We start from the raw sequence: 26,832 nt of genomic DNA on the forward strand, positions 1-26,832 counted from the left end.
GCCGCGCCTGCTGCACCGCGCCCTGCCTTGCGGCGTCCCATTCGAACGATAAGGTTTTCCATGACGACACAACACACCGCACCCCATGTGGGCACGGCGCTGGTGCTGTTCGCGTTGGCGGTCGGTGGCTTCGCCATCGGCACCACGGAATTCGCCACCATGAGCCTGCTGCCCTTTTTCGCACCGGACCTGGGCATCGACGCGCCGACCGCCGGCCATGTGATCAGCGCCTACGCCCTCGGCGTGGTGGTTGGCGCGCCCTTGCTGGCCGTGCTGGGCGCACGCCTGGCGCGGCGTACCCTGCTGATCGGGCTGATGGGCCTGTTCGCCCTGGGCAACGGCCTGTCGGCGCTGGCGCCGGACTACCACTGGATGCTGGTCTTCCGCTTCATCGCCGGCCTGCCGCACGGTGCCTACTTCGGCATCGCGTCCCTGGTCGCCGCTTCGCTGGTGCCGCCCAATCGCCGCACTTGGGCGGTGGGCCGCATGTTCTTCGGCCTGACCATCGCCACGATCATCGGCGTGCCCCTGGCCAATTGGCTGGGCCAGTTGTTCGGCTGGCGCTACAGCTTCGCCTTGGTGGCGCTGCTGGGTGTGGGCACCATGCTCGCCCTGACCCTATACGCGCCGCGCGATGCCGCCAACCCCACGGCCAGCCCGCTGCGCGAGCTCAGCGCACTGCGCAACGCGCAGGTATGGTTGACGCTGGGCATCGGCGCCATCGGCTTCGGCGGGCTGTTCGCCGTGTACACCTACCTGGCCGACATCCTCGGCGCCGTCACCCATGTTTCCCACAGCACCGTGCCGCTGGTGCTGGCGGTGTTCGGTGTGGGCATGACCCTCGGCACCCTGATCGTGCCGATCTTCGCCGATCGCGCGCTGATGGCCACCGCCGGCGGCATGCTGGTGTTCAGCGCCGTGATGCTGGCGCTGTTCCCCTTCGCGGCGGGCAACGTGTGGACCATTTCGCTGTGCGTGCTGTTGATCGGCTCGGGCGGCGCGCTGGGCACGGTGTTGCAGACGCGCCTGATGGACGTTGCCGCCGACGCCCAGGGCCTGGCCGCCGCTCTCAACCATTCGGCCTTCAACTTCGCCAACGCCCTCGGTCCATTCCTGGGCGGGCTGGCGCTCACGGCCGGCTATGGCTGGACATCGCCAGGATGGGTGGGTTGCGGCCTGGCCTTGGGCGGGTTGGCCATCTGGGCCGTGTCCGCCGGGCTGGACCGCCGCACGGTCGGGAGCCCGGCCGAACAGACGCCTTCTTGACCCGCGGAAACGAGAAGGGCGAGATTTGATATCCCGCCCTTCGATCGCCCCACATCACTCGCCGGCTTCGGCCTTGGCCTCTAGCTCGGCCAGCGCGCCGGCATTGCTCTTGAATGCCGTAGCGAATACGGCGCGGTTCTTCGCCATGAAGATACTGGCCTCTTCGGCCAGGTTCTCGTCCAGCCCGGCTACGTTTTTCACCAGGACCTGGGTAAGCACCTCGGCCAGTTCCAGCATCTGGTCATGGGCATCTGCAAGTTTGCGGTCCAAGAACGTCGTCTCCAAATCGCGAGTGCTGCGGTAAAGAATCTCAACAGCCATACGAGGCCTCTCAGTCAGTGATGTCAGGGGCGCCGGCACGGCGCGGCCTGGGTCGCAACGAAAGCCGCTGCGGTAGTTGGCGACATCTTCGTTCGAACGGGGTGGTGATTCGGTTACAGATTGACTGTATCGATATACAGTATACGCGGCGATTGCCTTCATGCAACCGCCACGTATCCGCGCGATAATTTTCCGACGCCTCCCGGATGCCCTGCGGCATTGCAGATGCCTGCGGCATTACAGATGCCTGCGGCATTCGGTCGCCTTTCGCAATGCGAAGCTGGCCTTTTAACTGCATGGCTTAGGCGTGATGCCTGCGGCAGGCTGTTCCTGGCCGCACTCGAGGGGAGAGGGAAACATGAAATGGGCAGATAGAATGCGGGTCCGGCTGCATGCCGGGGCCAACAGCCTGGGTAATCTGGGCGTGGAGTTGTTCCATTACCTGGCGTTGTTCGGCATCGGCGCGATCACCGTGTATGCCGGCATCAACACCTTCATCGACATGCTGGGGCAGGACAAGGTCAGCGTCGACGACATCCTGCTGCTGTTCATCTACCTCGAACTGCTGGCGATGAGCGGCATCTATTTCCGCACCAACCACATGCCGCTGCGGTTCTTGTTGTACATCGGCGTCACGGCATTGATTCGGCTGTTGATCAGCGACGTTTCACACCACAAGTCGCCGGATGCGGGCATCTTGTACCTGACCGGGGGCGTGGTGCTGTTGTCGGTTTCGATCCTGGTGGTCAGGTATGCGTCGGCGCGGTTTCCTTCGGTGCAGGAGAAGACCGAGTGAGCGGCTCGTGTGGACGTTTCACTTTCGGCAATGCACCTGGCTGAATCGCCTGACCGCGACGACGATCACTAGCGCACCGAAAAGGGTGACCCAGGAAATCGTATTGCCGAAGACGATGTAGTCCAGCACGACGGTCACCACCGGAACCAAATAGAAGAGCACCCCCACCTGACTCGCGGCCTTCCTGCTCAGCATGTAGAACAACAGCAGCACCGCGCAGGTGGACACGATGAGAATCATCCATGTGGCCGCTACCAGGAATTGAGGGGTGACGTTCAGCGCTACTTGGGTAAAGGGTAGGGCAAGCACGAATACGCAGGACGCGGTGAGCGTCTGGTAAAAAGCCGAGGCGACAGGGTGGATCACCGAGCGTTTCTGCATGACCGAGCCCGCGCTGATCGCAAGTACGGAAACGAGCCCGAATAGAACGCCGATCGCTGTTACAGCGCCCACTTCGCGTGCACCGAGGATCGCGATAATCAGGCCTGCAAGACCAAGACCCAAGTAGCAGCAGCTCGCTCGCTCCAGGCGTTCTTGGGCTAGCGCAGGTGTCAGAATGGGCTGTAGGCCCAGGATGATTGCCAATACGCCGGGCGTCAGTTGTTGATCGAGCGCCAGGAAATAGGCGGCCTGATAACCCACTTGGATCAGCAGGCCGATCACCATGGCCCTCAACAACAACGGCCTGGGCAGAACCAGCAATGTACGCATGTTCGCTCGCTGGACGATGACCGCACAGACGACGCCCAACGCGAGCGTAGCCCCTATGGCACGCACCGTCAGGAATACCGAAACCGACGCGTCCTCCAGGCCGAGCTTCACGAAGATAGCGCCGCTGCTCCACATCAGCAGAAACAATAGCGGAGCATATCTTTCCAAGGCACTCACCGAGCGACTCCACCCTGGAAGGTCCAGTCGTTCAAGGCGTAGCGTTCACCCATCGCTCTGTGTTCGATGAGGTACCGACGCAGTGTCTTCGCTTTTTCCAGTACTGGTGCATTGTTCGCCTGTTCGGCCGCGCTGACGATCCAGTCGTAACAGGAGGCCACAGGCACATCATAGAGAAAGTGATATTTGGATAACGCGAACACGATGTCCTTGAAGGTGAAGCATTCGATCAATGTGGCGGTCGCTGCGACGATTTCGCGTTCTTGCAGGGGTTGGAGCGGCAAGCGCTCGATATAGATGTCGCTACGCTGGAAGTGGGCGGATCGACGATCTTTGAAAATGTCGGCCGGTTCGAAGTGCGCTTCGTATATGAAGTCCAGGCAGAGGAACATGCGGCTGTTCAGGCCAAAGTTTACCGCCGCATGGCTGATACCGGCATCTAGAAACCAGACTTCGCCCGCGCGCATCTGAAAAACGCCCTGTTCATCGGAATGGAACGCTTGTTCGTTGTCTTCGAGTGCTAGAAATACGCGGTAATAAGTGACCGTTGCATCCAACTCCACAAAGTCACGGTGGGGAATGACGATGCCGTCCACTAGGCTGCGGGCGCGGACCATCCTGAGAGCCGTGGGCTCGAACTGCTCTTGGATGAGCCTCGCGATGGCTGGGCACTGGCGCAGGTATTCCGTAGGCAGGCAGCGCTGTGCGTTTCGGTAGCGGGTGTCGCTCGCTTCGCCGGTTGCATTGTAAAGGGATATGTTTTTCCAGTGCCCTTGGCCGAACTCGTCGTATTCTTCGGGCTGTTTCCTGATCGACCTGAGGCGCTCGATGTCATGACCGAGTTGGTAATGTTCAATGTTTATCGTTCCTATGATTTCAGAGGCCATCGCTCGCTCCTTATGCAGTCGCCTCATCCTAGGCAATGCAATGGCCTACCGTCGTTAATAGTTATGATAAAGGCCATCACCGATGGTGATGAGCAGGCAGTGCGATGAACTTGGACATGAACCAGTTGCGCGCTTTCGTTACGGTCGCCGAACTCAAGAGTTTTTCCAGAGCCTCGCATCGGTTATGTCGCGTGCAGTCTGCCATTAGCCAGCAGATTCAAAAGCTCGAGCGCTCGGTCGGCGCGGTGCTGTTCGTCAGGGGTGGACGTACGCTCGAACTTACCGCCCAGGGTGAACAACTGTTGGCTTATGCGCTGAAGATTCTGGCGTGGAACGATGTCGCCGTGACCGAATTGACCGAGGTATGCACGGCGCGCGTGGTCAGGATCGGCACTTCGGATACCTACGCGACATGCCATCTTCCGCACATCGTAAAAACCTGTGCCCAGCGGCTACCTTCAATGGAAATCGAGGTGCATTGCGACTACAGCGGTGCGCTGTGGAGGCGTTATCGCGCTGGGGAGCTGGACATCGTGCTGACTCAAGATTGCCCTGCGGACATTTCGGCGCAGTTGCTCTATTCGCAGCCCTTGGTCTGGGTCGTCGCAAGACAAAGCAACGTGTTCGAGCGCGAGACGGTCCCATTGGCGCTTTTCACCCAAGGGTGCGGTGACAGAGCGCTGGTGCTCGATGCCCTCAATCGCACCGGCAAGCCCTACCGAATCGGCTACCACGGTACGAGCCATGCCGGCGTAATCGCCGCGTTGTCCACGGGTTGCTACGTCTCGGCCGTGCTGCCGAGCAGCGCCGATCCAAACCTGCGGGTCCTGGACGAAGCGCAGGGGTTTCCACCCTTGGGTAGCTTGGACATTTCGCTTGCCTGTCGAGAAAAGTCCCACAACGCTCTGATCGGCCTGTTCGCGGAAGTGTCCCGCAGCTACTTTCACCGTTTGAACGCCACGCCCTCCCGTTTCGAAACTCACTCGGCGCCAATCGATGCGGGGATGGATGTGCTGCAAGATTCCGTCCGTCTGGGCTGAAGCCGTCACCACGATACGCCATGGTTTCCTTTTCCGCAGGTGCTCGAGAGCGTGCATCTGACGACCATTGAGGCGCCTTCGACGTCTCAAGGTGCTGATTATCTAAAGATGCGGCTGCGCCCGAGTACTTTCCAATACCGCGACTCGGCCTCCCAGCGGCTTTTCCGACCGCTGGCCGTCGGGTATGGAATCGAGGAATTCGTCATGAACGAACAAGAACACGTCATCGACTTTCTGGAAGGCTATCTGCAACCGCTTGGGCTGGACCTGGAAAACACGTACATCAACGAGATCAACAACGTCATCGAGCCACAGGTGATCGCGTCGCGCTCCATCGTCGACGAGGTCATGCGCTGGATGAGGTTGGGCCAGGAGCCGACCTACGACCCAGGTCTGGTAGGGGTTTTCCGCGAGCCCCATAGTTTTGCGGACACGCATCGCGAACCCAGGCTGCGCCTGGCCGAACTCGAAAGGGCGATACGCGCGCTGCTCGACTTAGCGGGCTGACGGGCGGGGCAGGTGCTTGGGCGGCGGTGGCAGGCGTTCGGCAAGGCTTGCCAGCACAGCGGCGGTGTCGTCGGCACGGGTCGCCAGTTCCAGCTGGATATGTTCGACCAGCCGCTGCAACTGCCATGGATCGTTGCGCTGTGCCGGGGCGATCAGTTGTTTGGCCACGATGCCGGTCGCGTCGGACAAGGTGAGCATGATGCTGCCATCCAGACCCGCCACGCGCAAGTTGACGCGATAGTCGTTGGCGAAGGCCTTGTTGATCAGTTCGAAGGGGTTGTACATGGTCATGTTCTATCACGTGGACATGTGGAGATGACCGGCGTCGTGCCGGGAAGGTTCACCACCCAAGACCTGTGGGCCGCAACGAAAAACGCCCGGCATTGGCATGCCGGGCGTTTTCAGACGAGACGTGCGATCACGCGTCAGGGTCTTCGTTCAATTCGAGCACCGGGCGCTTGCTGCGCAGTTTGCCGTAGAAGTGCTCCAGAGCGTGGTTGAGCTTGGTGGTGGCGCCATCGACCGCCAGGTCGAGCGAGTTGGCGGTGTGGCTGACCGAAATCGGTGCATGGCCCTTGGGTCGAGCTTCCATCTGGCAGCGCTTGTCGTGGGGACCAGGCTTGGCGCCGTTGTCGTCGCTCAGGTGGACTTCGATGCGGGTGAGGTCGTCTTCGTAGCGCTCGAGACCACTGTGCAACGTGGTGCGGACCCATTCTTCCAAGCGCACATCGCCCTGGATCTGGTTGCTGCTGTTGACCTGGATTTGCATGATTCCGATCCTTATTCAGCTGGCTCGCAAAAGGCGGCTCCCGGCGTTCGTGCCATGGGAAATGCTGCGCCCTTGACTCTAAGGTCAGGCAACGCCCGGTCGAATTCAACCCTGGTGGAAAAATAAATCTCCTGTTGCAATTAGTATCGAACCAAGGCGTCAAAGGGCACCCCATAGACCGTCTTCGGGGTTTCGCAAGCGACACAGGCAACTCATCAGGCAAACTTTGCTTATGAGAATTGAAATCATTACTATTGCATCCCCCGAAACCCCGGACCTCCTCCATGAAACCCAAAGCCACGGGTCTGCCTCTGCATTACCGCCTGGCGGTCGTGTCCCGCTGCCTGGCCGCCTTGCTGGGCGGCTATGTGCTGGCTTCGCTGACCAGCGTGTGTCTGGCGCTGCTGGCGCCCCTGCCGCAGGTGGACGCCGTGCTGTTGGGCATGATGCTGGCGTTCGTCGTGTATCTACTGGCCTTCCTCTGGTGTTTCGCCTGCCGTAGCGCTTGGCAGGCCTGGGCCGGGGTGTTGGCGCCGAGTCTGGTGCTGGGGGCGATCGATGCGCTGGCCTACTGGATGAACCTGCCATGAGAGAAGGCTTCCGCCAGGCGATGGCCTGGCTGCACACCTGGACCGGGCTGATCTTCGGCTGGTTGCTGTTCGCGATTTTCCTGACCGGCACGATGTCCTATTTCAAGGAAGAAATCAGCCACTGGAGCCAGCCGGAGATCCAGCGCCATGCCCTCGATCCGGCCAACAGCCTGGCCTTGGCGCAACGCTACCTGCAACGCAACGCAGGCTCGGCCAACGGCTGGTTCATCCGCCTGCCAAACGAACGCGAGCCGGCCATCAGCGTCGGTTGGCGCACGCCCGAAGGCGGCCGTCGCGGCTTCATGCGCAAGGACCTGGATGCGTCCAGCGGCGAAGAGGTGCAAGCACGCGACAGCCGCGGCGGCGAGTTCTTCTATCGCTTCCATTTCCAATTGGAGATGCCCCACCCCTGGGGGCGTTGGCTGTCGACCCTGTGCGCCTTCATCATGTTCCTCGGGCTGATCACCGGGATCATCACCCACAAGAAGATCTTCAAAGAGTTCTTCACCTTCCGCCCCGGCAAAGGGCAGCGTTCCTGGCTGGATGGGCACAACGCCATCGGCGTGCTGGTGCTGCCTTTCCACTTGATGATCAGCTACAGCAGCCTGGTGCTGTTCATGTATATGGTCATGCCGGCCGGAATCCTGGCCAGCTACGGCGGCGACACCAACCGCTACTTCAGCGACCTGTTCGGGCGCGACCTCGACGTCACCCCTGCTGGCGTGGTGGCGCCCATGGCTGCGCTGCCCACGCTGTACGCCAAGGCGCTGGAACAGGCGCCCGGCGCGCACCTCGACACGGTCCAGGTGCAGAACCCCAACGACCAGAATGCCCGGGTCAGCTTCACCCGCGCCTCGTCCGACGACGTCGCCTACCGCCGTAGCCAGACCTGGAGCTTCGACGGCGTCAGCGGCCAGTTGCTGTCCAGCGGCGCGCCGGAGAGCGGCATGATGATGACCTCGTTCAGCTTCGCCGGCCTGCACATGGGCAATTTCGCCGGGCCCTGGCTGCGCTGGCTGTACTTCTTCTTCGGCCTCGGCGGCACGGCGGTGATCGGCACCGGCCTGGTGATGTGGCTAGGCAAGCGCCAGCTCAAGCACGCCAAGCGCGCACGCATGCCGGCCGAGCTGCGCCTGGTCGAGGTGCTCAACGTCGCCAGCATGAGCGGTTTGTTGCTGGGTGTGGCGGCGTTCTTCTGGAGCAACCGCTTGCTGCCGCTGGGCATGCAAGGGCGCGGCGATATGGAGGTCAATGCGTTTCTCGGGGTATGGGCCTTGTCGTTGCTGCATGCCGTGCTGCGCCCTGGCCGCCGCGCCTGGGCCGAGCAATTGGGGCTGGGCGCGCTGGCTTTCGCGTCGCTGCCGCTGCTCAACGGGCTGACCACCGGGCAGGGCCTGAACCATTCGCTCGCGGTGGGCGATTGGGCGATGGCCGGCTTCGACCTCACTGCGCTCGCCGTCGGCCTGTTCCTGGGCTGGACCGCGCGCAAGATGCTGACACCGCCCACCGTCGCCGCCAAGCGTGCGCCGCGAGCATTGCCCGCGCGCCGCGACGGCGGCGCCGAAGTGGAGGCGCATTGATGTTCGGTATCGCCCTGATGGGCTTCGCTGGCTTCGCAGCGCTGTGCCTGGCCATGGAAAAGCACTTCAAGGAGCTGCTCAAACGCAGCCCTGACGCGCGTCACGGCAAAGCCTTGCGCCTCGGCGGCTGGGCGCTGTTGCTGGCCTCGCTGTTGCTGGCGGGGCAGCTGCGCGGCTGGGCGCACGGCCTGGTGGAATGGATCGCCGTGTTGATGGCGGGGGTGGTCGCATGGGTGTTCGTGCTGCCTTATCGACCGCGCCTGTTGTTGGGCCTGGCGGCCGCCAGCGCTGTGCTCGGCCCGCTGTTGGCCGTGTTTACGCTGTGACGCTGTGAGCGAACCGGGAGAGCGCACCGAACCTGTCGGCGAGCCGGCCTGCGGGCGGGCGCGGTTCGTCCAGGTGTTCCAGGCTCAGCGCGCCCGCATGGAGGCACTGGTCAGCCGCCGCGTCGGCTGCCGCGCCACGGCCTCGGACCTGGTCCAGGAACTGTTCCTGCGCTTCTGGCGCCGGCCGCAGATCGAGGTCGAAGCGCTCGACACCTACCTGCTGCGCTGCGCCGGCAACCTGGCCATCGACCATCTGCGCAGCGAAGGCAGCCGCGAGCGTACGGCCGAAGCCGTGGCGCCGGCGCTTGAGGCGACCACCGCCCTGGCCCCGGAGCAGGCGCTGGAAGTCGACCACGACCTGCAGCGCATCGAGGCCGCCTTGCGTGCCTTGCCCGAACGCACCCGGCACATCTTCCTGCTCAACCGCATCCACGGCCGCAAGTACGGCGAGATCGCCAGGGCCATGCAACTGTCCCAGAGCGCGGTGGAAAAGCATATGATGCGCGCCCTCCAAGCGTGCAAGGCGAGTGTCGCCGAGCCCACGTCCATGTCACGCCGGCCAGGAAGCGCCCGTCGATGAGCCCATCACCGTCGATCACCGAAGCGCATTTGCAGGCCGCCCTGCATTGGCTCAGCCGAATCAACGAGCAGCCCGCGCGGGCCGAAGGCGCGGCCTTCAAACGTTGGCTGCTGGCCGACCCCAGACATCGCGACGCCTATGCGCAGGCTCGATCACTCTGGCGAAGCAGCGCCGCGCCGGCACTGCGCTTGGCCGAAGAAGAGGGCGACAGCCTGCAACGCTACCTCGACGCCATGAGCCGTCCGGTCAAGGGGTCTTGGCGGCGACGCAGCGCGGCCCTGGCGCTGGCCGCCTGTCTGGTATTGGCCGTGGGCATCGGCGGTGGCTGGCAGCCGGGCCGCTGGCTATCGGACACCCAAGCCGACTACAGCACTGCGCAGACCACCCGCCAGATCACCCTGGCCGACCACTCGCGGGTCACCCTCGACGCGGGCAGCGCGATCACGGTCGACTTCGCCCAGGGCGAGCGCCGTGTGCGCTTGCTGCACGGTGCGGCGTTCTTCCAGGTCAGGCACACCGGCGAAGCGTTCCGGGTCGAAGCCGGTGGCGGCGAGGTGCGGGTGATGGGCACGCGATTCGAAGTGCGTGCGCTCGAGGACGGCGCGCAGGTCACGGTCAGCAGCGGGCGCGTGGCCGTCAGCCCTGCGCCGGGGAGCAGGGCGCAGGAACTGACGGCCGATCAGCAACTGAGCTACCGCAAAGGGCAGTTGGACACCGTGCAGCGCGTCGACAGCGATAGCCGCCTGGCCTGGCGCCAGGGTTGGCTGAACTATTACCAGGCGCCGCTGGGGCAGGTGGTCGAGGACCTAGCACGCTATTACCCCGGACGCATCCTGTTGCTCGATGACACCTTGGCGCACCGCACCGTCAGTGGCAGCTTCCCTGTGGCCGAGCCGTTGCGAGCGCTGGACTCGCTTGGCCAAGTGCTGGGCTTCTCGCGGCAGACGCTGTTGGGGCGGCTGACCTTGATCCGCTAGGCCAATGCGGATCGAAAGATCCAGAAAATATTTCCAATGACGGGTGAGGTCGCCCGGGTCGGCATCCGTGTAATGAGTGGAACTGCGATTGATTCGCAGTCATAGCCCTCTCACAGGTCAGCGTTCATGAAGTTCACCCCGCGTTGCGTCCCTCTCTGGCTCGGTCTCGCCCTGCTGCCGGTCACGGCATTCTCCTCCCCGGCCAGCGCCGCCGCGCAGCAGCAGACCTATGCGTTCGCCCAGCCGGCCCAGCCCCTGGCCCATGCCCTCGACGCCTTTAGCCGCGCTACCGGCCAAAGTGTGGTGTACACCCTCGAATTGCCCGGCGCCCAGGCGCCGGCGCTCGACGGCCGTTACAGCGCCGAGCAAGCGCTGCAACGTCTGCTCGGCAGTACGGGCCTGACCTGGCGTCGCCTCGATGCCCGCACGCTGACTTTGGAAACGCCAGCCTTGGATACCGCAGGCACCGTCAACCTGCAGGCCACCACCGTCGACTCGCTGCTGGACGACGACAGCTACCAACCGCCGGCCAGCGCGTCGATCATGCGCGGCCAAGGTTCGAGCCAGGACATTCCCCAAGCGATCAACGTGGTACCGGCCCAAGTCATCCGCGACCAGGCTCCGCGCAACCTCGACGACGCCCTGACCAACGTCAGCGGCGTGACCCAGGGCAACAACTTCGGCGGCACCTCCGACACGGTGATGAAGCGCGGCTTCGGCGACAACCGCGACGGTTCGATCATGCGCGACGGCATGCCCATCGTGCAGGGCCGCAGCCTCAATGCCAGCACCGAACGGGTCGAAGTGCTCAAGGGGCCGGCGTCGTTGCTGTACGGCATCCAGGACCCGGGCGGGGTGATCAACGTGGTCAGCAAGCGCCCGCAACGCGAGCAGTACAACGCCCTGACCGTGCGCGGCTCGACTTACGGCAGCGGCAAGAACGGCAGCGGCGGCAGTTTCGACAGCACTGGCGCCCTGGGCGACAGCGACCTGGCCTACCGGCTGATCGTCGACCATGAGGACGAAGACTACTGGCGCAACTTCGGTACGCACCGCGAGTCGCTGGTAGCGCCGTCGCTGGCCTGGCTGGGCGAAGACACCCAGGTGGTGCTGGCCTACGAGCACCGCGAATTCCTCTACCCGTTCGACCGCGGCACGGCGTTCGGCAGCAACGGCCACCCGCTGGACATTCCCGCCACCCGGCGCCTGGACGAGCCGTTCAACGACATGGAAGGGCGCTCCGACCTCTATCGCCTGGAAGTCGACCACCAGCTGGACGACGTCTGGAAGCTGCACATGGGCTACAGCTTCAACCGCGAAACCTACGACGCCAGCCAGGTGCGCGTTACCGGCGTGAACCAGGCCGCCGGCACCCTGACCCGCAGCATCGACGGCACCCACAACGCCATGAGCCGCGACCAGTACGCCATCATCCACCTCAATGGCAACGTCGAGCTGGCCGGCATGCAGCACGACCTGTTGTTCGGCGTCGACCACGAAGACCGCAAGGTGTTTCGCGGCGACCTGATCCGCCAGACCGCGCGCTCCCGATTCAGCTATCTCAACCCGGTCTATGGCCGGGAAGTGGAGGGCAGCACGGTCCGCGCCAGCGACAGCGACCAGACCGACAAACTGCGTACCGATGCGCTGTTCATGCAGGACGCCCTGCACCTGGACGACCACTGGATTCTGGTCGCCGGTGCGCGCTTCCAGCAATACGACCAGTACGCCGGGCGCGGCCGCCCGTTCAGCGCCAACACCGACAACAGCGGCCAGTCCTGGGTGCCCCACGCCGGCATCGTCTACAAGGTCGACGACCAGCTGTCGTTCTATGGCAGCTACAGCGAGTCGTTCAAACCCAACTCCAGCATCGCGCCGCTGAGCGGTGGCCTGGTGCTGGATTCCTCGATCGCGCCCGAAGAGGGCAAGTCCTGGGAGCTGGGCGCCAAGCTGGACATGCCAGGCAGCCTGACCGGCACCTTGGCGCTGTTCGACATCACCAAGCGCAACGTGCTGGTGTCCAACTTCGACAGCGGTACGGGCGAGACGCTGTACAGCAATGCCGGCGAGGTCAACTCACGCGGCGTCGAACTGGACCTGACCGGCCAGCTCAGCGACCGCTGGAGCCTGATCGGCAGTTACGCCTTCACCGACGCTGAAGTCACCAAAGACCCGGACCTGGAGGGCAACCGCCTGCAAAACGTCGCCCGCCATAGCGGCTCGCTGTCGGCGGTATACGACTACGGCAGCCTGTTCGGCGGCGATCGTCTGCGGCTTGGGGCAGGTGCGCGCTATGTGGGGGAACGTTCGGGCAACGCCACCAACACCTTCGACTTGCCGTCGTATACGGTGGCCGATGCCTTCGCCACTTACGAAACCAAGCTCGATGAGCACAAGGTACTGTTGCAGTTGAACGTGAAGAACCTGTTCGACCGGGTTTATTACAGCTCGGCGGTGAACCAGTACTTCGTGGCGATCGGCGATGCGCGGCAGGTGAGTGTGTCCACTACGCTGCAGTTCTGAGACGGCCCGAGCGGCCGCGCTGCAGCAGGGCCGAGGGTATGCGTGGTCGAATCGGGGCGGCTGCGCCGCCCATCGCGGCTGATCGGAACGCCGAACCGGCCGCTCCTACAAAGCGGCTGATCGGAGCGCCGAACCGGCTGTTACTCCAGGGGAGACGTGTACTCCCAGGAGTGCATTGACCAGTGGGAGCGGCTTCAGCCGCGATGGCCGGCACAGCCGGCCCAATGGCCGTCGCGCCTTCCTACAGCTCCCGGCGCGGAGCGTCAGCCCTTCCACACCTGCGGATTCACCAGGTTCTGTGGCCGCTCGCCCAGCAGCGCCGCGCGCAGGTTATCCAGCGCCCGGTTGGCCATGGCCTCGCGGGTTTCGGCGGTGGCCGAGCCCAGGTGCGGCAAGGTCAGCGCGTTGGGCAGCTTGAACAGCGGCGATTCGCGCAAAGGCTCCTGCTCGTACACGTCCAGGCCGGCGCCGCGGATGGTGCCGTTTTGCAGCGCTTCGATCAGCGCCGCTTCGTCCACCACCGGACCGCGGGCGATGTTGATCAGGAAGGCACTGGGCTTCATCAGCTTCAACTCCCGCGCGCCGATCAGCTTGCGCGTGGCGTCGGACAGCGGCACCACGATGACCACGAAGTCCGCCTCGCCCAGCAACTGCTCAAGGCTGCGGTACTGAGCGCCCAGCTCCTGCTCCAGTGCCGCCTTGCGGCTGTTGCCGGCATACAGCACCGACATGCCGAAACCGAAACGTCCACGCCGGGCGATGGCCGCGCCGATGTTGCCCAGGCCGACGATGCCGAGGGTCTTGCCGTGCACGTCACTGCCGAACTGCGCCGGCCCTACGGTGGCCTGCCAGTTGCCAGCCTTGGTCCAGGCATCGAGTTCGGCGGTGCGCCGGGCGCAGCCCATGATCAGCGAGAAGCCGAGGTCGGCGGTGGTTTCGGTGAGCACGTCGGGGGTGTTGGTCAGGGCGATGCCGCGCTCATTGAAGTAGTCCACGTCGTAGTTGTCATAACCGACCGACACGCTCGACACCACCTCCAGCTTGGCCGCGCCTTCGAGCTGGCTGCGGCCCAGCTTGCGCCCTGCGCCGATCAGGCCATGGGCTTGGGGCAACGCTTCGTTGAACTGCGCCGCGATGTCGCCGCGTTTGGGGTCGGGCACGATCACGTTGAAATCGGACTGCAGGCGTTCGGCCATGGCGGGCGTGATGCGGCTGAAGGCCAGGACGGTTTTTTTCATGGGCGGCTTCTCTGCGGGGTGATTGGTTAGCAACCTAACATCGTCCGCCACCCCGATGCAGCCGCTTTTTCAATGGGCCACGTGCAACTCGTGGATCTTCAGGTCCGCGTCGTGGGCGGCGAGGATTTCCGGCAGGGAATTGCGCAGGTACTCCACCCAGGTCTTGATCTTGGCATCCAGGTACTGCCGCGACGGGTAGATCGCGTACAGGTTCAGCTCCTGCAAGCGGTAGTCGGGTACCACCCGCACCAGGCTGCCGTCGCGCAGGCCATCGATTGCGGTGTAGATCGGCAGCACGCCCACGCCCATGCCGCTGCGGATCGCGGTTTTCATGGCGTCGGCGGAATTGACCTGGAACGGCGAGGACGGCACGTTGATCACTTCCTGGCCTTCCGGGCCGTTGAACAGCCACTTCTCCAGCGCGATCACCGGGCTGACCATGCGCAGACAGGCGTGCTTGGCGAGTTCCGCCGGCTTTTGCGCGATGCCGTGGCGGGCCACGTAGTCGGGAGAGGCGCAGACGATGCTGTAGGTGATGCCCAAGCGCTGCGAAACGAAGCCCGAATCGGGCAGCTCGCTGGCCAGCACGATGGACACGTCGTAGCCCTCGTCGAGCAGGTCCGGCACGCGGTTGGCCATGGTCAGGTCGAAGGTCACGTCCGGGTGGGTTTCCCGATAGCGGGCGATGGCATCGACCACGAAGTGCTGGCCCACCCCGGTCATCGAATGCACCTTGAGCTGCCCGGCCGGGCGCGCATGGGCGTCGCTGGCTTCGGCTTCGGCCTCTTCGACGTAGGTGAGGATCTGCTCGCAGCGTGTCAGGTAGCGCTTGCCGGCTTCGGTCAGGGCGATGCGCCGGGTGGTGCGGTTGAGCAAGCGCGTTTGCAGGTGCGCTTCGAGGTTGGAGACGGCGCGCGACACGTTCGCAGTGGTGGTGTCCAGTTGGGCGGCGGCGGCGGTAAAGCTGCCCAGCTGCGCCACGCAGCTGAACGCGCGCATGTTTTGCAAGGTGTCCATGGGTCACTCTCGGGGTTGAGGGCGAAATTGTGACATGAAGCAACGGCGGAGGCGCTTCGACCAAAGCCGGATTATCGCTCTTTTGGTAACAAAGATTCGCACGAATATACGCTTATCGGCGTTCGCGCCGCCCCCTAGAATGGCGCCGCCCACCCCCCATGCCCCGGAAATCGCCGCTGTGCAGCGTCGCCTCGTTAGCGCACTTCGTGTGCTCAGTTGTTGTGTCATCAGCCTGAACATGTCGGGCTGTATCAATACCGCCGGTATCGCCCCGCACCAGCGCCCCGTGCAGCCCGACGCCTTGGCCATCGACGCGGCCATCCGCAGCGCCGAGCAGGATGCGCACTGGCCCCGCCAGCGCTGGTGGCAAGCCTATGGCGACCCGCAGCTCGACCGTCTGATCGACCAGGCCCTGGCCGGCAGCCCCAGCCTGGCCGCCGCCGTGGCGCGCCTGCACCAGGCCCAGGCGCTGGCCGGTGTTGCCGAGTCGGCCGAGCGGGTGCAGGGCAACGCCGAAGCCGCGCTGAACCGCCACGGCTGGCCGCAGGATCAGTTCTACGGCCCCGGCGGATTGTCCGGCGCCAGCACCTGGGACACCCACGCCGGCCTTGGCCTGAGCTATTCCCTCGACCTCTGGGGCCGTGAGCGCAATGCCAGCGAACAGGCCCTCGACGTCGCCCACCAGCGCGCCGCCCAAGCCCGACAGGCGCAGCTGGAATTGCAGAACAACGTGGCCAAAACCTATATCCAGCTGGCGCTGCACTATGCGCAGCGCGACATCGTCGAGCGCCAGCTAGCCCGCCAGGAACAGATCCTGGCCCTGACCCAGCGCCGCCTTGACGCTGGCATGGGTACCCACCTGGAAGTCAGCCAGGCGCAGGCGCCGCTGCCGGAAATCCACCGTCAGCTCGACGACCTCGACGAAGCCATGGCCCTGACCCGCAATCAGTTGATGGCTCTGGCTGGCCTCGGTCCGGGGCAGGGCGCCCGCCTGCAACGGCCGACCCTGGCTCTGGCCGCGCCCTTGCCGCTGCCGTCGCGGGTGCCGGCCGAACTGCTCGGCCAGCGCCCGGACGTGGTCGCCAGCCGTTGGCAGGTGGCCGCGCAAGCGCGAGGCATCGACGTGGCCCATGCAGATTTCCTGCCCAACATCGACCTGCTCGCCAACCTCGGCTTCATGGCCACCGGCGGCGCCGCCCTGAGCCTGTTCGACGCGCGCAAGCGCACCTATCAGGCAGGGCCCGCGCTGAGCCTGCCGGTGTTCGACGGCGGCCGCCTGCGCGCGCAGCTTGGCGCGGCGGCGGCCGGCTACGACCTGGCCGTGGCGCACTACGACCAGACCTTGGTGGAGGCGTTGAAAGCCATTTCCGACCAGCTGATCCGCCGCGAGTCGATGCAGGCCCAGGCGCGTTTGGCCGGCGAATCGGTGGCCGCCGCCCAGCGCACCTACGACATCGCCACCGTGGCCTTCCAGCGCGGGCTCACCGGTTACCAGGACGTACTCGACGCGCAGACCTTGCTGTTGCACCAGCAGCAGATCGAACAGCAGGTCTGGGCCGCGCGCCTGACCGTGCACGCCGAACTGGCCACGGCCTTGGGCGGCGGGCTGAACGCTGGCGAAGACACCCCCGACCCCTCGCGCGAAGCGGCGCCCTCTTTACCGGCCGCCCTGGCGTTGGGGCAACGCGGCGGGCCCGCGCGATGAGCACCGTGGGCCTGGCCTGGCACCGCCTCCAGGGCCTGGAGTGGCGACGCGGTTTCTTCACTTGGGCACGCACCGACGGCGTGACCTGGGTGTACATCCTCAAGGTGCTGATGGCGGCCTTCCTGACTCTGTGGCTGGCCATGCGCCTGGAGCTGCCGCAGCCGCGTACGGCGATGATCACCGTGTTCATCGTCATGCAGCCGCAGAGCGGGCACGTGTTCGCCAAGAGCTTCTACCGTGTGCTCGGCACCCTGGCCGGCTCGGCGATGATGGTGCTGCTGATGGCGCTGTTCCCACAGAACACCGAGCTGTTTCTGCCCAGCCTGGCGCTGTGGGTGGGCCTGTGCGCGGCCGGCGCCATGCGCTACCGCACCTTCCAGGCCTACGGCTTCGTGCTGGCCGGCTACACCGCGGCCATGACCGGTCTGCCAGTGCTCGAACACCCCGACCAGGCCTTTCTGGCGGCGGTGTGGCGGGTGCTGGAAATCGGCCTGGGCATCCTCGTCTCCACGGCGGTCAGCGCCGCGATCCTGCCGCAGTCGTCCAGCGCGGCCCTGCGCAACGCCCTGTACCAGCGCTTCGGCGTATTCGCCGGGGTGGCCGTGCAAGCGTTGCGCGGCGGCAACGCACCGGCCGACTTCGAAGCCAACAGCGTGCGCCTGGTGGCCGAAGCCGTGGGCCTGGAGAGCCTGCGCAACGTCACCGCCTTCGAAGACCCACACATGCGCCGGCGCAGCGGCCGGCTGGTGCGCATGAACAGCGAGTTCATGGGCGTGACCACGCGCTTCAACGCCCTCTACCGCCTGCTCGAACGCCTGCGCGCGCAGGGCTCGGCACCGATCAACGCGGCGCTCGCGCCGGGTGTGGCGAGCCTGATCGAGCTGTTCGAACCTTATGTGAACCGCTTGCTGACCGATGCCGACGCGCTGCGCCTGACCCTGGAGCTGGCCGCCTACCGCGACGGCCTGCAACAGCAGGTGCGCGAGCTGCGCGCCGCGTTCCTGGCCAGTGCGCCCAGCGAAGCCGAGCTGCTGGATTTCCATACCGCCTTCGAGCTGCTCTACCGCTTGATCGATGACCTCTACAACTACGCCCAGACCCACGCCTCGCTGGCGGCCCACAAGCACGCCCGCGAGCAGTGGCGCGAACCCTTCGTGGCCCGTACCACCTGGTGGGTCTCGGCGGCGGCCGGGGTACGTTCGGCGGTGGTGCTGTTGCTGCTGGGCAGCTACTGGCTGCTCAGCGACTGGCCCAGCGGCGCGATGATGACCTTGATCGCCACGGTCACCGCCGGGCTCTCGGCGGCCTCGCCCAACCCCAAGCGCATGGCCTTTCAGATGGCCTGCGGCACCTTGCTCGGGGCGTTCATCGGTTTTTTCGAAACCTTCTTCGTATTTCCGTGGATCGACGGCTTCGCCTTGCTCTGCCTGGTGCTCGCGCCGGTGTTCGTGCTCGGCGCGTTCCTCTCCTCGCGCCCGGCCTATGCCGGCTATGGCATCGGCCTGCTGGTGTTCTTCGCCACAGGTTCGGTGCCGAACAACCTGACCCAGTACAACCCTTACGTGTTCGTCAACGACTACATCGCCATGGTCATCGGCATGCTGGTCTGCGCGGCGGCGGGGGCGATCGTTCTGCCGCCCAACAGCCGCTGGTTGTGGCTGCGCCTGGAGCACGACCTGCGCGGACAGGTGCTGTTCGCCCTCGGTGGGCGTCTGCGCGGGTTGGGCTCGGCCTTCGAAAGCGGCACCCGCGACCTGTTGCACCAAGCCTATGGCCTGGCCGCCGGCACGCCCAAGGTGCAGGGCGAGCTGGTGCGCTGGATGTTCGCAGTGCTGGAGATCGGCCACGCCATCATCGAGCTGCGCAAGGAACAGGCGCAGGCCCCGGTGCACCCGGCCTACGCCGAAACCCAGCCTTGGCGCCAGGCCATCCGCGTCATGGGCCGGGCCCTGGCGCGCCTGTTCCTGCAACCGAGCGCCAGCCACCACGCGCGGGCGCTGGTGGCCGTGGACCACGCCATCAGCCGCGTGCAGGCCACCGACGAGCCATTCGCTCGGCATTTCGACACCTCGGTGCTGCGGCGGGTGCAGAGCTACCTGCACTTCATCCGCACCTCGCTCCTCGACCCCCAATCGCCGCTGGCACCCGCCCCAGGACTCGACCATGCCCCGTGAAATCGCCTTCCACGGCCTGTACCTGCCGACCCTGACCCTGCTGTTCCTGCTCGCCGCAGGGCTGGCCTGGGGCCTGGACCGGTTCATCGCCAGCGTCGATGGCTACCGCTTCTTCTGGCATCCGGCGCTGCTGCGCCTGTCGCTGTTCGTCTGTCTCTTCGGCGCCCTGGCGCTGACCGTCTATGGGTAAGCACCTGCGATGAAAAAGTTCTACAGCCTGATCGCCACCCTGTTGGTGCTGGCCGCCGCCGTGTTCATCGGGCGGCAGTTGTGGGTCGACTACATGACCACGCCCTGGACCCGCGACGGCCGGGTACGCGCCGACATCATCAACGTCGCCGCCGACGTGCCGGGCTACGTGCTGGACGTGCCGGTGCGCGACAACCAGCGGGTGAAGAAAGGCGACCTGCTGATCCAGATCGATCCGGCCCATTACCAGGTGGCGGTGGACCAAGCCAGGGCACTGGTGGCCTCGCGCAAGGCCACCTGGCAGATGCGCCAGGTCAACGCCCGGCGCCGCGCCGACCTGGACAACCTGGTGATCTCCCAGGAGAACCGCGACGACGCCCGCGACATCGCCGGCGCCGCGCTGGCCGACTACCAGCAGGCCCAGGCCCAGCTCGCCGCCGCCGAGCTGAACCTGGCGCGCACGCGCATCCTGGCCACGGTCGACGGCTACGTGACCAACCTCAACGTGCACCGCGGCGACTACGCGCGCACGGGCGAGGCAGTGATGGCGGTGGTCGACGAGCAGTCGTTCTGGGTCTATGGCTTCTTCGAAGAGACCAAACTGCCGCACGTGAAGGTGGGCGATCCGGCCGAGTTGCAGATGATGAGCGGCGAGCGCCTGCGTGGGCACGTCGAGAGCATCGCCCGTGGCATCTACGATCGCGACAACCCGCAGAGCCGCGAGCTGGTGGCCGACGTCAACCCGACCTTCAACTGGGTGAGGTTGGCGCAGCGGGTCCCGGTGCGGATTCATATCGACCAGGTGCCGGAGGGGTATCTATTGGCGGCGGGGACCACCTGTACCGTGGTGGTCAAGGGGCTCGACGATTGACGCAGGCGCGGTCGACCGGCTCAGGGGGCCTGCATCGGTGCCACCAGCACCGGCCATTGCCCCTGGTCGATCACCTTTGCGCTGACCGACGGATCAAGCAGTCGGCCCAACCGCGACAGATGGCGATGGCCCATGACGATCAATTCGCAGTCCAGCGTCCGCGCTGTGTCGAGAATCGCCTCCACCGGCACGCCCGGCACGGTGCGCCCCTGGCACTCGAAGCTTGCCGCGCGCAAGGTTTCGACCGCCTCGGCCACGGCCTGTTCGGCCAGTCGCTGCTCTTCGCAGGCGGCCGGGTACTGGTCGCGCTCTTGTTCGGTGTAGCCGGCCGGCGCAGCGTGCACGGCAAAGCTGGGGTCGATCACCAGCAGGATGTGCAGCGTTTGCTCCGCAGGCCGGCAATAACGTTGGGCCAATTCGAGGATGGCGCGGCGGGCTGGGGAGGCGTCGATGGCGATCAGGACTGGGCGCGGCATGGGGATTTCCTCGGCGGTGGAAGGGCAGGCCTGCATTCTCGACGCTTGCCGGCCCGCGGATAAAGCCCCTGGCACGCACGAGCCGATTGCGTCTGGCGCACGGATGCCAGCTGTTAAGATCACCGTTTCCCACAGCCTTCGCGGACATTACCCGATGCCACTGCCGGACATGAACCTGTTGGTCGCCCTCGACGCTTTGCTTGACGAAGGCAGCGTGGTCGGCGCGGCCCAACGCATGAACCTGAGCCCTGCCGCCATGAGCCGTACCTTGGGGCGCATCCGCGAGGCGCTGGGCGACCCGATCCTGGTGCGTGCCGGGCGCGGCCTGGTGCCGACGCCACGGGCGCTGGCCCTGCGCGAGCAGGTCAGCCACTTGGTGGAGCAGGCCGGCCAGGTGTTTCGCAGTGCCGAGAGCGTCGATCTGGCCAACTTGGACCGCGCCTTCAACATCCGCACCAACGACCTGTTCATCGCCCTCTATGGCGCGCAATTGTTGCGCATGATGCACGAGCAGGCGCCGCGCACCGTGCTGCGCTTCGTACCCGAAGGCGGCCAGGACGACGACGCGGTGCTGCGCGACGGGCGCACCGATCTGCTGATCAGTTCGAGCATCGACCTGGGCCCGGAGATCAAGGTGCAGCGCCTGTTCCACACCCTCTACATCGGCTTGGCCCGGCGCGAGCACCCGATCTTCGACGGCCCGATCACCCCCGAACGCTTCGCCGCCTACCCGCAGATCAGCGTCTCGCGCCGCGGCCGCGCCAACGGTCCGATCGACGCGGAACTGGCGCTGCACAAGGTGCAACGGCATGTGGCGCTGATCACGCCGAGCTTTCATTCGGCGATGTTTTCCCTGCCCGATTCCGACTTGATCCTGCCGATGCCGGCCAACATTCTCGCCAGCGTCAACAAGCTCGACCTGCCGCTACGGGCCTTCGACATTCCGCTGCCGATGGAGCGGGTGACGGTGATGCAGGCCTGGCATCCTCGCTACCACAACGACCCGGCGCATCGCTGGCTGCGCCAGACCCTCAAGGCTTGTTGCCAGATGGAGATGGGTGACGAGGGCCAGTGGGTCTGAAACCAACGCTGGCCGATTGCGTCGTACGCAAAGTAAAACTGCCGATAAGTCAGTTTTCGTAAGCATTCGATCTTTCTAGACTGCCCAGCATCAAATTATTGCTGGAGATTTCAGGCATGGCGGTGTCGCTCAACCCACCGGCGGCGCTCGCCTCTGCGCCGCCAGCGGCCGCGCCGGCGCAATCGGCGTTCGGTCCGCGTGTGGTGACCGGGTTGTTCGGCGTGTTGCTGGCGGTGCTGTGCGCCGGCCTCAACGAAGCGGTGACCAAGCTGTCGCTGGCCGACATCCGTGGTGGCATGGGCATCGGCGCCGACGAGGGCGCCTGGCTGCTGGCGGTGTACAGCGCCGCTTCGGTATCGGCCATGGCCTTTTCGCCCTGGTTGGCCACCACTTTTTCCCTGCGCCGTTTCACCCTGTGCGCCATCGCCCTGTTCGCCGCGTTCGGTCTGCTGCAACCTCTCGCGCCGAACCTGCACAGCCTGATGCTGCTGCGCATTCTGCAAGGGCTGGCGGCCGGCGCCTTGCCGCCGATGCTGATGAGCGTGGCGCTGCGCTTCCTGCCGCCGGGCATCAAGATCTACGGCCTGGCCTGCTATGCGCTGACCGCCACCTTTGGTCCGAATCTGGGCACACCGCTGGCGGGGCTGTGGACCGAGTACGTCGGCTGGCAATGGGCGTTCTGGCAGATCATCGGCCCGTCGCTGCTGGCCATGGCCTGCGTGGCCTGGGGCTTGCCGCAAGACCCTTTGCGCCTGGAGCGCTTCGCCCAGTTCAACTGGCGCGGTGTGCTGCTCGGGCTGCCGGCCTTGAGCTGCCTGGTGCTGGGTTTGTCGTTGGGCGATCGCTGGGGCTGGTTCGACTCGCCGCTGATCGCGGCGCTGCTGGGCAGCGGTGGCTTGCTGCTGGTGCTGTTTCTGTACAACGAGTGGTCGGAGCCGGTGCCGTTCTTCCAGTTGCGGCTGCTGTCGCGGCGCAATCTGGCCTTCGCGCTGGTGACCCTGGCCGGCGTGCTGGTGGTGCTGTCCGGTTCGGGCAGCCTGCCGTCGGCGTACCTGGCGCAGATCCACGGCTACCGGCCGGCGCAGACCAGCCCGCTGATGCTGCTGGTGGCGCTGCCGCAGTTGCTCGCGCTGCCGCTGACCGCGGCGCTGTGCAACCTGCGCGCCGTCGATTGCCGCTGGGTGCTGGCCGCAGGCCTGGGCCTGCTGGTGCTGTCGTGCCTGGGCAGCAATGGGCTGACCAGCGCCTGGATTCGCGATGACTTCTACCCGATCTACCTGCTGCAGGTGTTCGGCCAGCCCATGGCGGTGCTGCCGCTCTTGATGCTCTCGACCAACGGCATGAGCCCCCAGGAAGGGCCGTTCGCCTCGGCCTGGTTCAACACCGTCAAGGGCCTGGCCGCGGTGGTGGCCACGGCCGTGCTGGAACTGCTGGGCACCTGGCGCCGGCATTTCCATTCCAACCACCTGGTCGACAGCCTGGGCAACGCGCCCCAGCTCGACGACCGCGCCGCCGGGCTCGCCCAGCGCATCCACGAACAGGCCCAGGTGCTGACCTCGGCCGACCTGTATCTGGTGATGGCAGGGATCGGCGTTGCGCTGATCTGCCTGATTCCTTTCGTACCTACCCGGGTCTACCCGCCACGCGCGGTGGCCTGAACCTGTGACCGAGAACCGCTGACATGAAGGACAACCGCAAGACCCTGATCATCGCCGGCGTGCTCGCCATGGCGGCGCTGGCCGTGCTCGCCGGCCGCTGGCTGCTGGGCAGCGACCACCGGCAAAGCACCGAAGACGCCTACGTGGTGGCCGACTACACCGTGGTCGCGCCGAAAGTGGCCGGCTTCATCAAGCAGGTGCTCGTCGAGGACAACCAGCAGGTCAAGACCGGACAACTGCTCGCCAGCCTCGACGACCGCGACTATCAAGCCGCGCTGGACGCCGCCCTGGCCCGGCAGAGCGTGGCCCAAGCACAGCGCGCCAACGCCCAGGCGACCCTCGAGCGCCAGGCCGCGCTGATCGCCCAGGCCGAAGCGGCGGTGCGAGCGGCCAAGGCCGAGACGGCCTTCGCCGAGCATGAGGTGGGCCGTTACGGGCGCCTGGCCGAGCAGGGCGCCGGCACCGTACAGAACGCCCAGCAGGCGCGCAGCCGGGTCGAACAGGCACGCGCACAGCAGGCCAACAGCGCGGCGGCCTTGCTCGCCGCACGCAAGCAGGTGGATGTGCTCAGCGCTCAGCGCGACAGCGCCGAGGGCCAGTTCAAGCAGGCCGAGGCCGAGGTGGAAAAGGCGCGCCTGGACTTGTCGTACACGCGCATCACCGCACCCGTCGACGGCATGGTCGGCGAGCGCGCGCTGCGTGTCGGTGCCTACGTCAGCCCCGGCACGCGGCTGCTGTCGGTGGTGCCGCTGGCCGACGCCTACGTGGTCGGCAACTTCCTCGAGACGCAACTGACCCACGTGCAGCCCGGCCAGCCGGTGCAGTTGCGGGTCGACACCTTCGCCGGGCACAGCCTGCACGGCCACGTGCAGAGCATTGCGCCGGCCACCGGAGTGACCTTCGCCGCGGTCAAGCCCGACAACGCCACCGGCAACTTCACCAAGGTGGTGCAGCGCATTCCGGTGAAGATCGTCTTCGATGCCGACCAGCCCGGCTTGGAGCGGTTGCGCGTCGGCATGTCCGTCGAGGCCACCATCGAGACCGATGCCGACAGCCACGTCGATAGCCCCGCCGGCCGCGAGGTCAGCGCACGATGAGGGCCATGGTTCGTTTCAGCCCTTTGCTGCTGGCCGCAGCCCTGGCCGGGTGCAGCCTGGGCCCGGATTTCCAGGCGCCACACAGCCAGACCCCGGCGCAGTGGTCGGCGCCGCGCGGTGAGGCCGCGTCCAGCCAGCCAAGCGCCGACCCCCTCCAGCAGCGCTGGTGGGACAACTTCCACGACGCCCGTCTCAGTGCTCTGATCGAACAGGTGACGGCGCGCAACCTCGACCTGCAACTGGCCAGTGCCCGTGTGCTGCAGAGCCGCGCCGCGCGCAGCTCGGTGGCCGGCGAGGAGCTGCCGTCGGTAGACGCCGAGGCCGGCTACAGCCGTGCGCGCAACAGCGCTGAAGGCCTGAACGATCCGTCCGGCAACGCCGGCAAGTCCGCTTACAGCCTGTGGCAGGGCGACCTCACCGCCGGCTGGGAGTTGGACCTCTGGGGCCGCGTGCGGCGCCAGGTGGAGGCGGCCGATGCCAACGTGCAGGTGGCCGAGGACGATCGCCGCGGCGTGCTGCTGACGCTGCTCGGCGAAACCGCACGCGACTACATCCAACTGCGTGCCGTGCAGCGCACGCTGGGCGTCACCGAAGACAACCTCAAGCTCGCCCAGCACGGCCTGGAGCTGTCGCAAGACCGTTTGAACGAGGGGGTGGCGACCCAGTTGGACGTGGCCCAGGCCAGTGCGCAGGTCGCTTCCATAGAGGCGCGCCTGCCCACCTTGCAGGCCCGACGCGACGACCTGATCAACGCCCTGAGCCTGCTCGCCGCCGAGCCGCCCGGGCGCTTGCAGGCGCAATTGCTAGCGCCTGGGGCCGTGCCCGAGCCGCAACAGCGCTTCGCCATCGGTCTGCCGTCGCAACTGGCCGCACGCCGCCCGGACATCCGCCAGGCCGAAGCGCGCCTGCATGCCGCCACCGCCAGCATCGGCGTGGCCCAAGCCGACTTCTACCCGAGCATCCGCTTGTCGGGCAGCGTGGGCTTGCAGTCGCTGCAACTGGCCGACCTGGGCAGCTGGAGCGCGCGCCGTTTCGCCATCGGCCCGCAACTGTCGCTGCCGATTTTCGAGGGCGGGCGGCTCAAGGGCGTGTTGCAACTGCGCGAGGCGCAGCAGCAGGAAGCGGCGGTGAACTACCGCAAGACGGTGCTCGGCGCTTGGCACGAGATCGACGACGTGCTGCGCCTGTACAACGCCAGCCAACTGCGCCGTGACCACCTGGCCGAAGCCGTGCGGCAGAACCGTATCGCCTTGCACACCGCGCAGCGCCAGTACGTGGAAGGGGCGGTGGACTTTCTCAACGTGCTCAGCGTGCAGAGCGCGCTGCTGGCCAGCGAGGAGCAGTGGATCGACAGCTCGGCGGCGGTGGCCCAGGCCATGGTGGGCTTGTACAAGGCGTTGGGCGGGGGCTGGGAGGCGTTCGAGACGGCGTCTGCGTCACAGCCGTCGCAGTAACCCGAAACGCTTGCGCAGCGCCCAGTCCAGCAGGCGCCGCGGCACCAGCCTGGCGAGCAGGGGCAGGGCAGCGCTGCCATTGCCCAAGCGCACCACGGCCGGCAGCGGGCGCCGTTGCAGCGCGGCGAGCACGCCGCGGGCGAGCTGCGCAGCGGGAGTGGGATGGTCCTGGGAGGCCCGGGCACGCGCCTCGACCTGTGCACGCAAGGGCCACCACGGCGAGTCGGCCCGCAACACCTCGGACGCCTGACGCTGGGCAGTGCTGGCGAACTGCGAGGCGATGGCGCCGGGCTGCACTTGCATGACGGCGATGCCGAACGGTGACAGCTCCAGGCGTAGGGCGTCGCTCAAGGCGTGCACGGCCGCTTTGGAAGCGCAGTAGGCGCCGGCGAACGGCGTGACCAGCACGCCCGACACGCTGCCGACGTTGACCACCGTGCCTTGGCTGCGGCGCAGCAGCGGAAAGAACACCCGGGTCACGTCCACCAGGGCGAACACATTGGTTTCGAATTGCTGGCGCAGCGCCTCGGCGCCGCCGTCGAGCAGCGGACCCATGGCGCCGTAGCCGGCGTTGTTGACCAGCAGGTCGAGGCCTGCGCCGCTCGCCTGCATCTCATCGGCCAGGCGCAGCAGCGCAGGGCGGTCGTTGACGTCCAGCGTACGGGCGGTGAAACCCGCCGTTGCCAGGCGCTCGACGTCGCCGGCTTGCCGCGCCGTTGCCCAGACCTGGTAGCCCGCATCGCGCAAAGCGTCGGCCAGGGCGCGGCCGATGCCGCTGGAACAACCGGTGATCAAAGCAGTGGGCATGGCGTGGGACCGTGG

General features: G+C 66.0%; 27 protein-coding genes. 18 read left to right on the top strand and 9 right to left on the bottom strand.

Going from position 1 to position 26,832, the window contains the following annotated elements; all coding sequences use genetic code 11:
- The first annotated feature begins 60 nt into the window (after window positions 1–60).
- The gene (locus ACSMEV_RS07570) at window positions 61–1,266 is read left to right on the top strand and encodes an MFS transporter (RefSeq protein ID WP_459207873.1); all 1,206 of its coding nucleotides are present in this window, start codon (window positions 61–63) and stop codon (window positions 1,264–1,266) included.
- Window positions 1,267–1,320: 54 nt separating this feature from the next.
- Here ACSMEV_RS07570 and ACSMEV_RS07575 read toward each other — a convergent pair whose 3' ends face one another.
- Window positions 1,321–1,587, bottom strand: coding sequence for a YebG family protein (locus tag ACSMEV_RS07575; RefSeq protein WP_296265316.1), 267 nt, complete (start codon window positions 1,585–1,587; stop codon window positions 1,321–1,323).
- Window positions 1,588–1,945: 358 nt separating this feature from the next.
- Here ACSMEV_RS07575 and ACSMEV_RS07580 point away from each other — a divergent pair, with 358 nt between their 5' ends.
- On the top strand, window positions 1,946–2,383 hold the full coding sequence (locus ACSMEV_RS07580) for a phosphate-starvation-inducible protein PsiE (protein ID WP_296264526.1): 438 nt from the start codon (window positions 1,946–1,948) through the stop codon (window positions 2,381–2,383).
- A gap of 18 nt (window positions 2,384–2,401) precedes the next feature.
- Here ACSMEV_RS07580 and ACSMEV_RS07585 read toward each other — a convergent pair whose 3' ends face one another.
- Complete coding sequence (locus ACSMEV_RS07585) at window positions 2,402–3,271, bottom strand: DMT family transporter (protein ID WP_459207874.1); 870 nt, start codon at window positions 3,269–3,271, stop codon at window positions 2,402–2,404.
- Window positions 3,268–4,158, bottom strand: coding sequence for an aspartyl/asparaginyl beta-hydroxylase domain-containing protein (locus ACSMEV_RS07590; protein WP_459207875.1), 891 nt, complete (start codon window positions 4,156–4,158; stop codon window positions 3,268–3,270). The genes ACSMEV_RS07585 and ACSMEV_RS07590 overlap by 4 nt, the downstream gene beginning before the upstream one ends.
- A 116-nt stretch (window positions 4,159–4,274) precedes the next feature.
- On the opposite strand from ACSMEV_RS07590, the gene ACSMEV_RS07595 reads away from it, so the two are divergent.
- Both ACSMEV_RS07595 and ACSMEV_RS07600 read left to right on the top strand, forming a co-directional pair.
- Window positions 4,275–5,198: a LysR substrate-binding domain-containing protein gene (locus ACSMEV_RS07595; RefSeq protein WP_459207876.1), complete on the top strand. Its 924-nt coding sequence runs from the start codon at window positions 4,275–4,277 to the stop codon at window positions 5,196–5,198.
- Between the two features lie 204 nt (window positions 5,199–5,402).
- Complete coding sequence (locus ACSMEV_RS07600) at window positions 5,403–5,705, top strand: hypothetical protein (RefSeq protein ID WP_459207877.1); 303 nt, start codon at window positions 5,403–5,405, stop codon at window positions 5,703–5,705.
- On the opposite strand, the gene ACSMEV_RS07605 is transcribed toward ACSMEV_RS07600, so the two are convergent.
- Together ACSMEV_RS07605 and ACSMEV_RS07610 are read right to left on the bottom strand one after the other, a co-directional pair.
- The gene (locus ACSMEV_RS07605; RefSeq protein WP_459208306.1) at window positions 5,694–5,990 is read right to left on the bottom strand and encodes a DUF3509 domain-containing protein; all 297 of its coding nucleotides are present in this window, start codon (window positions 5,988–5,990) and stop codon (window positions 5,694–5,696) included. The two genes, ACSMEV_RS07600 and ACSMEV_RS07605, sit on opposite strands and share 12 nt — an antisense overlap.
- Before the next feature lie 133 nt (window positions 5,991–6,123).
- Window positions 6,124–6,474 (bottom strand): HPF/RaiA family ribosome-associated protein, encoded by a 351-nt coding sequence (locus ACSMEV_RS07610; RefSeq protein ID WP_459207878.1) that lies wholly within the window; start codon window positions 6,472–6,474, stop codon window positions 6,124–6,126.
- A 284-nt stretch (window positions 6,475–6,758) separates the two neighbouring features.
- On the opposite strand from ACSMEV_RS07610, the gene ACSMEV_RS07615 reads away from it, so the two are divergent.
- The 6 genes from ACSMEV_RS07615 to ACSMEV_RS07640 all read left to right on the top strand — a co-directional run bounded on the left by ACSMEV_RS07615 (window position 6,759) and on the right by ACSMEV_RS07640 (window position 13,050).
- Entirely contained in the window at window positions 6,759–7,064 is a 306-nt protein-coding gene (locus ACSMEV_RS07615; RefSeq protein WP_459207879.1) for a DUF3649 domain-containing protein, read from the top strand.
- Window positions 7,061–8,644: a PepSY-associated TM helix domain-containing protein gene (locus tag ACSMEV_RS07620; protein ID WP_459207880.1), complete on the top strand. Its 1,584-nt coding sequence runs from the start codon at window positions 7,061–7,063 to the stop codon at window positions 8,642–8,644. The genes ACSMEV_RS07615 and ACSMEV_RS07620 overlap by 4 nt, the downstream gene beginning before the upstream one ends.
- The gene (locus ACSMEV_RS07625; RefSeq protein ID WP_459207881.1) at window positions 8,644–8,970 is read left to right on the top strand and encodes a DUF3325 domain-containing protein; all 327 of its coding nucleotides are present in this window, start codon (window positions 8,644–8,646) and stop codon (window positions 8,968–8,970) included. The genes ACSMEV_RS07620 and ACSMEV_RS07625 overlap by 1 nt, the downstream gene beginning before the upstream one ends.
- A 4-nt stretch (window positions 8,971–8,974) precedes the next feature.
- On the top strand, window positions 8,975–9,550 hold the full coding sequence (locus tag ACSMEV_RS07630; RefSeq protein WP_459207882.1) for an RNA polymerase sigma factor: 576 nt from the start codon (window positions 8,975–8,977) through the stop codon (window positions 9,548–9,550).
- Window positions 9,547–10,527 carry a FecR family protein gene (locus tag ACSMEV_RS07635; RefSeq protein ID WP_459207883.1) on the top strand — a complete coding sequence of 327 codons (981 nt, stop codon included), beginning with the start codon at window positions 9,547–9,549 and terminating at the stop codon, window positions 10,525–10,527. Before ACSMEV_RS07630 ends, ACSMEV_RS07635 begins: the two co-directional genes overlap by 4 nt.
- Before the next feature lie 126 nt (window positions 10,528–10,653).
- Window positions 10,654–13,050: a TonB-dependent siderophore receptor gene (locus ACSMEV_RS07640; RefSeq protein ID WP_459207884.1), complete on the top strand. Its 2,397-nt coding sequence runs from the start codon at window positions 10,654–10,656 to the stop codon at window positions 13,048–13,050.
- A 263-nt stretch (window positions 13,051–13,313) separates the two neighbouring features.
- On the opposite strand, the gene ACSMEV_RS07645 is transcribed toward ACSMEV_RS07640, so the two are convergent.
- Both ACSMEV_RS07645 and ACSMEV_RS07650 read right to left on the bottom strand, forming a co-directional pair.
- Window positions 13,314–14,288: a 2-hydroxyacid dehydrogenase gene (locus tag ACSMEV_RS07645; RefSeq protein WP_459207885.1), complete on the bottom strand. Its 975-nt coding sequence runs from the start codon at window positions 14,286–14,288 to the stop codon at window positions 13,314–13,316.
- A 69-nt stretch (window positions 14,289–14,357) separates the two neighbouring features.
- Complete coding sequence (locus tag ACSMEV_RS07650) at window positions 14,358–15,305, bottom strand: LysR family transcriptional regulator (protein ID WP_296264553.1); 948 nt, start codon at window positions 15,303–15,305, stop codon at window positions 14,358–14,360.
- 139 nt (window positions 15,306–15,444) lie between these two features.
- On the opposite strand from ACSMEV_RS07650, the gene ACSMEV_RS07655 reads away from it, so the two are divergent.
- From ACSMEV_RS07655 to ACSMEV_RS07670, 4 genes are read left to right on the top strand one after another with little or no spacing between them, the layout of a single operon-like run.
- Window positions 15,445–17,010 (top strand): efflux transporter outer membrane subunit, encoded by a 1,566-nt coding sequence (locus ACSMEV_RS07655; RefSeq protein WP_459207886.1) that lies wholly within the window; start codon window positions 15,445–15,447, stop codon window positions 17,008–17,010.
- The gene (locus tag ACSMEV_RS07660; RefSeq protein ID WP_459207887.1) at window positions 17,007–19,184 is read left to right on the top strand and encodes an FUSC family protein; all 2,178 of its coding nucleotides are present in this window, start codon (window positions 17,007–17,009) and stop codon (window positions 19,182–19,184) included. The genes ACSMEV_RS07655 and ACSMEV_RS07660 overlap by 4 nt, the downstream gene beginning before the upstream one ends.
- Complete coding sequence (locus tag ACSMEV_RS07665) at window positions 19,174–19,374, top strand: DUF1656 domain-containing protein (protein WP_413048807.1); 201 nt, start codon at window positions 19,174–19,176, stop codon at window positions 19,372–19,374. Before ACSMEV_RS07660 ends, ACSMEV_RS07665 begins: the two co-directional genes overlap by 11 nt.
- A 9-nt stretch (window positions 19,375–19,383) precedes the next feature.
- Window positions 19,384–20,244, top strand: a complete 861-nt coding sequence (locus tag ACSMEV_RS07670; RefSeq protein WP_459207888.1) for an efflux RND transporter periplasmic adaptor subunit — start codon at window positions 19,384–19,386, stop codon at window positions 20,242–20,244.
- Between the two features lie 20 nt (window positions 20,245–20,264).
- Here the strand turns inward: ACSMEV_RS07670 and ACSMEV_RS07675 are convergent, their stop codons facing one another.
- Complete coding sequence (locus tag ACSMEV_RS07675; RefSeq protein ID WP_459207889.1) at window positions 20,265–20,720, bottom strand: universal stress protein; 456 nt, start codon at window positions 20,718–20,720, stop codon at window positions 20,265–20,267.
- A 154-nt stretch (window positions 20,721–20,874) separates the two neighbouring features.
- Between ACSMEV_RS07675 and ACSMEV_RS07680 the strand changes: the two genes are divergently transcribed.
- The 4 genes from ACSMEV_RS07680 (at window position 20,875) to ACSMEV_RS07695 (ending at window position 26,010) form a co-directional block, all read left to right on the top strand.
- The gene (locus ACSMEV_RS07680) at window positions 20,875–21,801 is read left to right on the top strand and encodes a LysR family transcriptional regulator (protein WP_459207890.1); all 927 of its coding nucleotides are present in this window, start codon (window positions 20,875–20,877) and stop codon (window positions 21,799–21,801) included.
- 116 nt (window positions 21,802–21,917) lie between these two features.
- On the top strand, window positions 21,918–23,459 hold the full coding sequence (locus ACSMEV_RS07685) for an MFS transporter (protein ID WP_459207891.1): 1,542 nt from the start codon (window positions 21,918–21,920) through the stop codon (window positions 23,457–23,459).
- 23 nt (window positions 23,460–23,482) lie between these two features.
- A complete protein-coding gene (locus tag ACSMEV_RS07690) occupies window positions 23,483–24,556 on the top strand; it encodes an HlyD family secretion protein (RefSeq protein WP_459207892.1) in 1,074 nt (357 codons plus the stop codon).
- Window positions 24,553–26,010, top strand: coding sequence for an efflux transporter outer membrane subunit (locus ACSMEV_RS07695; RefSeq protein WP_459207893.1), 1,458 nt, complete (start codon window positions 24,553–24,555; stop codon window positions 26,008–26,010). Before ACSMEV_RS07690 ends, ACSMEV_RS07695 begins: the two co-directional genes overlap by 4 nt.
- Here ACSMEV_RS07695 and ACSMEV_RS07700 read toward each other — a convergent pair.
- Window positions 25,993–26,817: an SDR family oxidoreductase gene (locus tag ACSMEV_RS07700; RefSeq protein WP_459207894.1), complete on the bottom strand. Its 825-nt coding sequence runs from the start codon at window positions 26,815–26,817 to the stop codon at window positions 25,993–25,995. The two genes, ACSMEV_RS07695 and ACSMEV_RS07700, sit on opposite strands and share 18 nt — an antisense overlap.
- Window positions 26,818–26,832: the final 15 nt, after the last annotated feature.

This window comes from Pseudomonas sp. MLB6B, assembly GCF_054508135.1.

Excerpts from the sequence above, each read along its gene's own strand:
- ACSMEV_RS07570 (WP_459207873.1), top strand. The coding sequence starts at position 61 with ATGACGACACAACACACCGCACCCCATGTGGGCACGGCGCTGGTGCTG.
- ACSMEV_RS07575 (WP_296265316.1), bottom strand. The coding sequence starts at position 1,587 with ATGGCTGTTGAGATTCTTTACCGCAGCACTCGCGATTTGGAGACGACG.
- ACSMEV_RS07580 (WP_296264526.1), top strand. The coding sequence starts at position 1,946 with ATGAAATGGGCAGATAGAATGCGGGTCCGGCTGCATGCCGGGGCCAAC.
- ACSMEV_RS07590 (WP_459207875.1), bottom strand. The coding sequence starts at position 4,158 with ATGGCCTCTGAAATCATAGGAACGATAAACATTGAACATTACCAACTC.
- ACSMEV_RS07595 (WP_459207876.1), top strand. The coding sequence starts at position 4,275 with ATGAACCAGTTGCGCGCTTTCGTTACGGTCGCCGAACTCAAGAGTTTT.
- ACSMEV_RS07600 (WP_459207877.1), top strand. The coding sequence starts at position 5,403 with ATGAACGAACAAGAACACGTCATCGACTTTCTGGAAGGCTATCTGCAA.
- ACSMEV_RS07605 (WP_459208306.1), bottom strand. The coding sequence starts at position 5,990 with ATGTACAACCCCTTCGAACTGATCAACAAGGCCTTCGCCAACGACTAT.
- ACSMEV_RS07610 (WP_459207878.1), bottom strand. The coding sequence starts at position 6,474 with ATGCAAATCCAGGTCAACAGCAGCAACCAGATCCAGGGCGATGTGCGC.
- ACSMEV_RS07615 (WP_459207879.1), top strand. The coding sequence starts at position 6,759 with ATGAAACCCAAAGCCACGGGTCTGCCTCTGCATTACCGCCTGGCGGTC.
- ACSMEV_RS07620 (WP_459207880.1), top strand. The coding sequence starts at position 7,061 with ATGAGAGAAGGCTTCCGCCAGGCGATGGCCTGGCTGCACACCTGGACC.
- ACSMEV_RS07625 (WP_459207881.1), top strand. The coding sequence starts at position 8,644 with ATGTTCGGTATCGCCCTGATGGGCTTCGCTGGCTTCGCAGCGCTGTGC.
- ACSMEV_RS07635 (WP_459207883.1), top strand. The coding sequence starts at position 9,547 with ATGAGCCCATCACCGTCGATCACCGAAGCGCATTTGCAGGCCGCCCTG.
- ACSMEV_RS07640 (WP_459207884.1), top strand. The coding sequence starts at position 10,654 with ATGAAGTTCACCCCGCGTTGCGTCCCTCTCTGGCTCGGTCTCGCCCTG.
- ACSMEV_RS07645 (WP_459207885.1), bottom strand. The coding sequence starts at position 14,288 with ATGAAAAAAACCGTCCTGGCCTTCAGCCGCATCACGCCCGCCATGGCC.
- ACSMEV_RS07650 (WP_296264553.1), bottom strand. The coding sequence starts at position 15,305 with ATGGACACCTTGCAAAACATGCGCGCGTTCAGCTGCGTGGCGCAGCTG.
- ACSMEV_RS07655 (WP_459207886.1), top strand. The coding sequence starts at position 15,445 with ATGGCGCCGCCCACCCCCCATGCCCCGGAAATCGCCGCTGTGCAGCGT.
- ACSMEV_RS07660 (WP_459207887.1), top strand. The coding sequence starts at position 17,007 with ATGAGCACCGTGGGCCTGGCCTGGCACCGCCTCCAGGGCCTGGAGTGG.
- ACSMEV_RS07665 (WP_413048807.1), top strand. The coding sequence starts at position 19,174 with ATGCCCCGTGAAATCGCCTTCCACGGCCTGTACCTGCCGACCCTGACC.
- ACSMEV_RS07670 (WP_459207888.1), top strand. The coding sequence starts at position 19,384 with ATGAAAAAGTTCTACAGCCTGATCGCCACCCTGTTGGTGCTGGCCGCC.
- ACSMEV_RS07675 (WP_459207889.1), bottom strand. The coding sequence starts at position 20,720 with ATGCCGCGCCCAGTCCTGATCGCCATCGACGCCTCCCCAGCCCGCCGC.
- ACSMEV_RS07680 (WP_459207890.1), top strand. The coding sequence starts at position 20,875 with ATGCCACTGCCGGACATGAACCTGTTGGTCGCCCTCGACGCTTTGCTT.
- ACSMEV_RS07685 (WP_459207891.1), top strand. The coding sequence starts at position 21,918 with ATGGCGGTGTCGCTCAACCCACCGGCGGCGCTCGCCTCTGCGCCGCCA.
- ACSMEV_RS07690 (WP_459207892.1), top strand. The coding sequence starts at position 23,483 with ATGAAGGACAACCGCAAGACCCTGATCATCGCCGGCGTGCTCGCCATG.
- ACSMEV_RS07695 (WP_459207893.1), top strand. The coding sequence starts at position 24,553 with ATGAGGGCCATGGTTCGTTTCAGCCCTTTGCTGCTGGCCGCAGCCCTG.
- ACSMEV_RS07700 (WP_459207894.1), bottom strand. The coding sequence starts at position 26,817 with ATGCCCACTGCTTTGATCACCGGTTGTTCCAGCGGCATCGGCCGCGCC.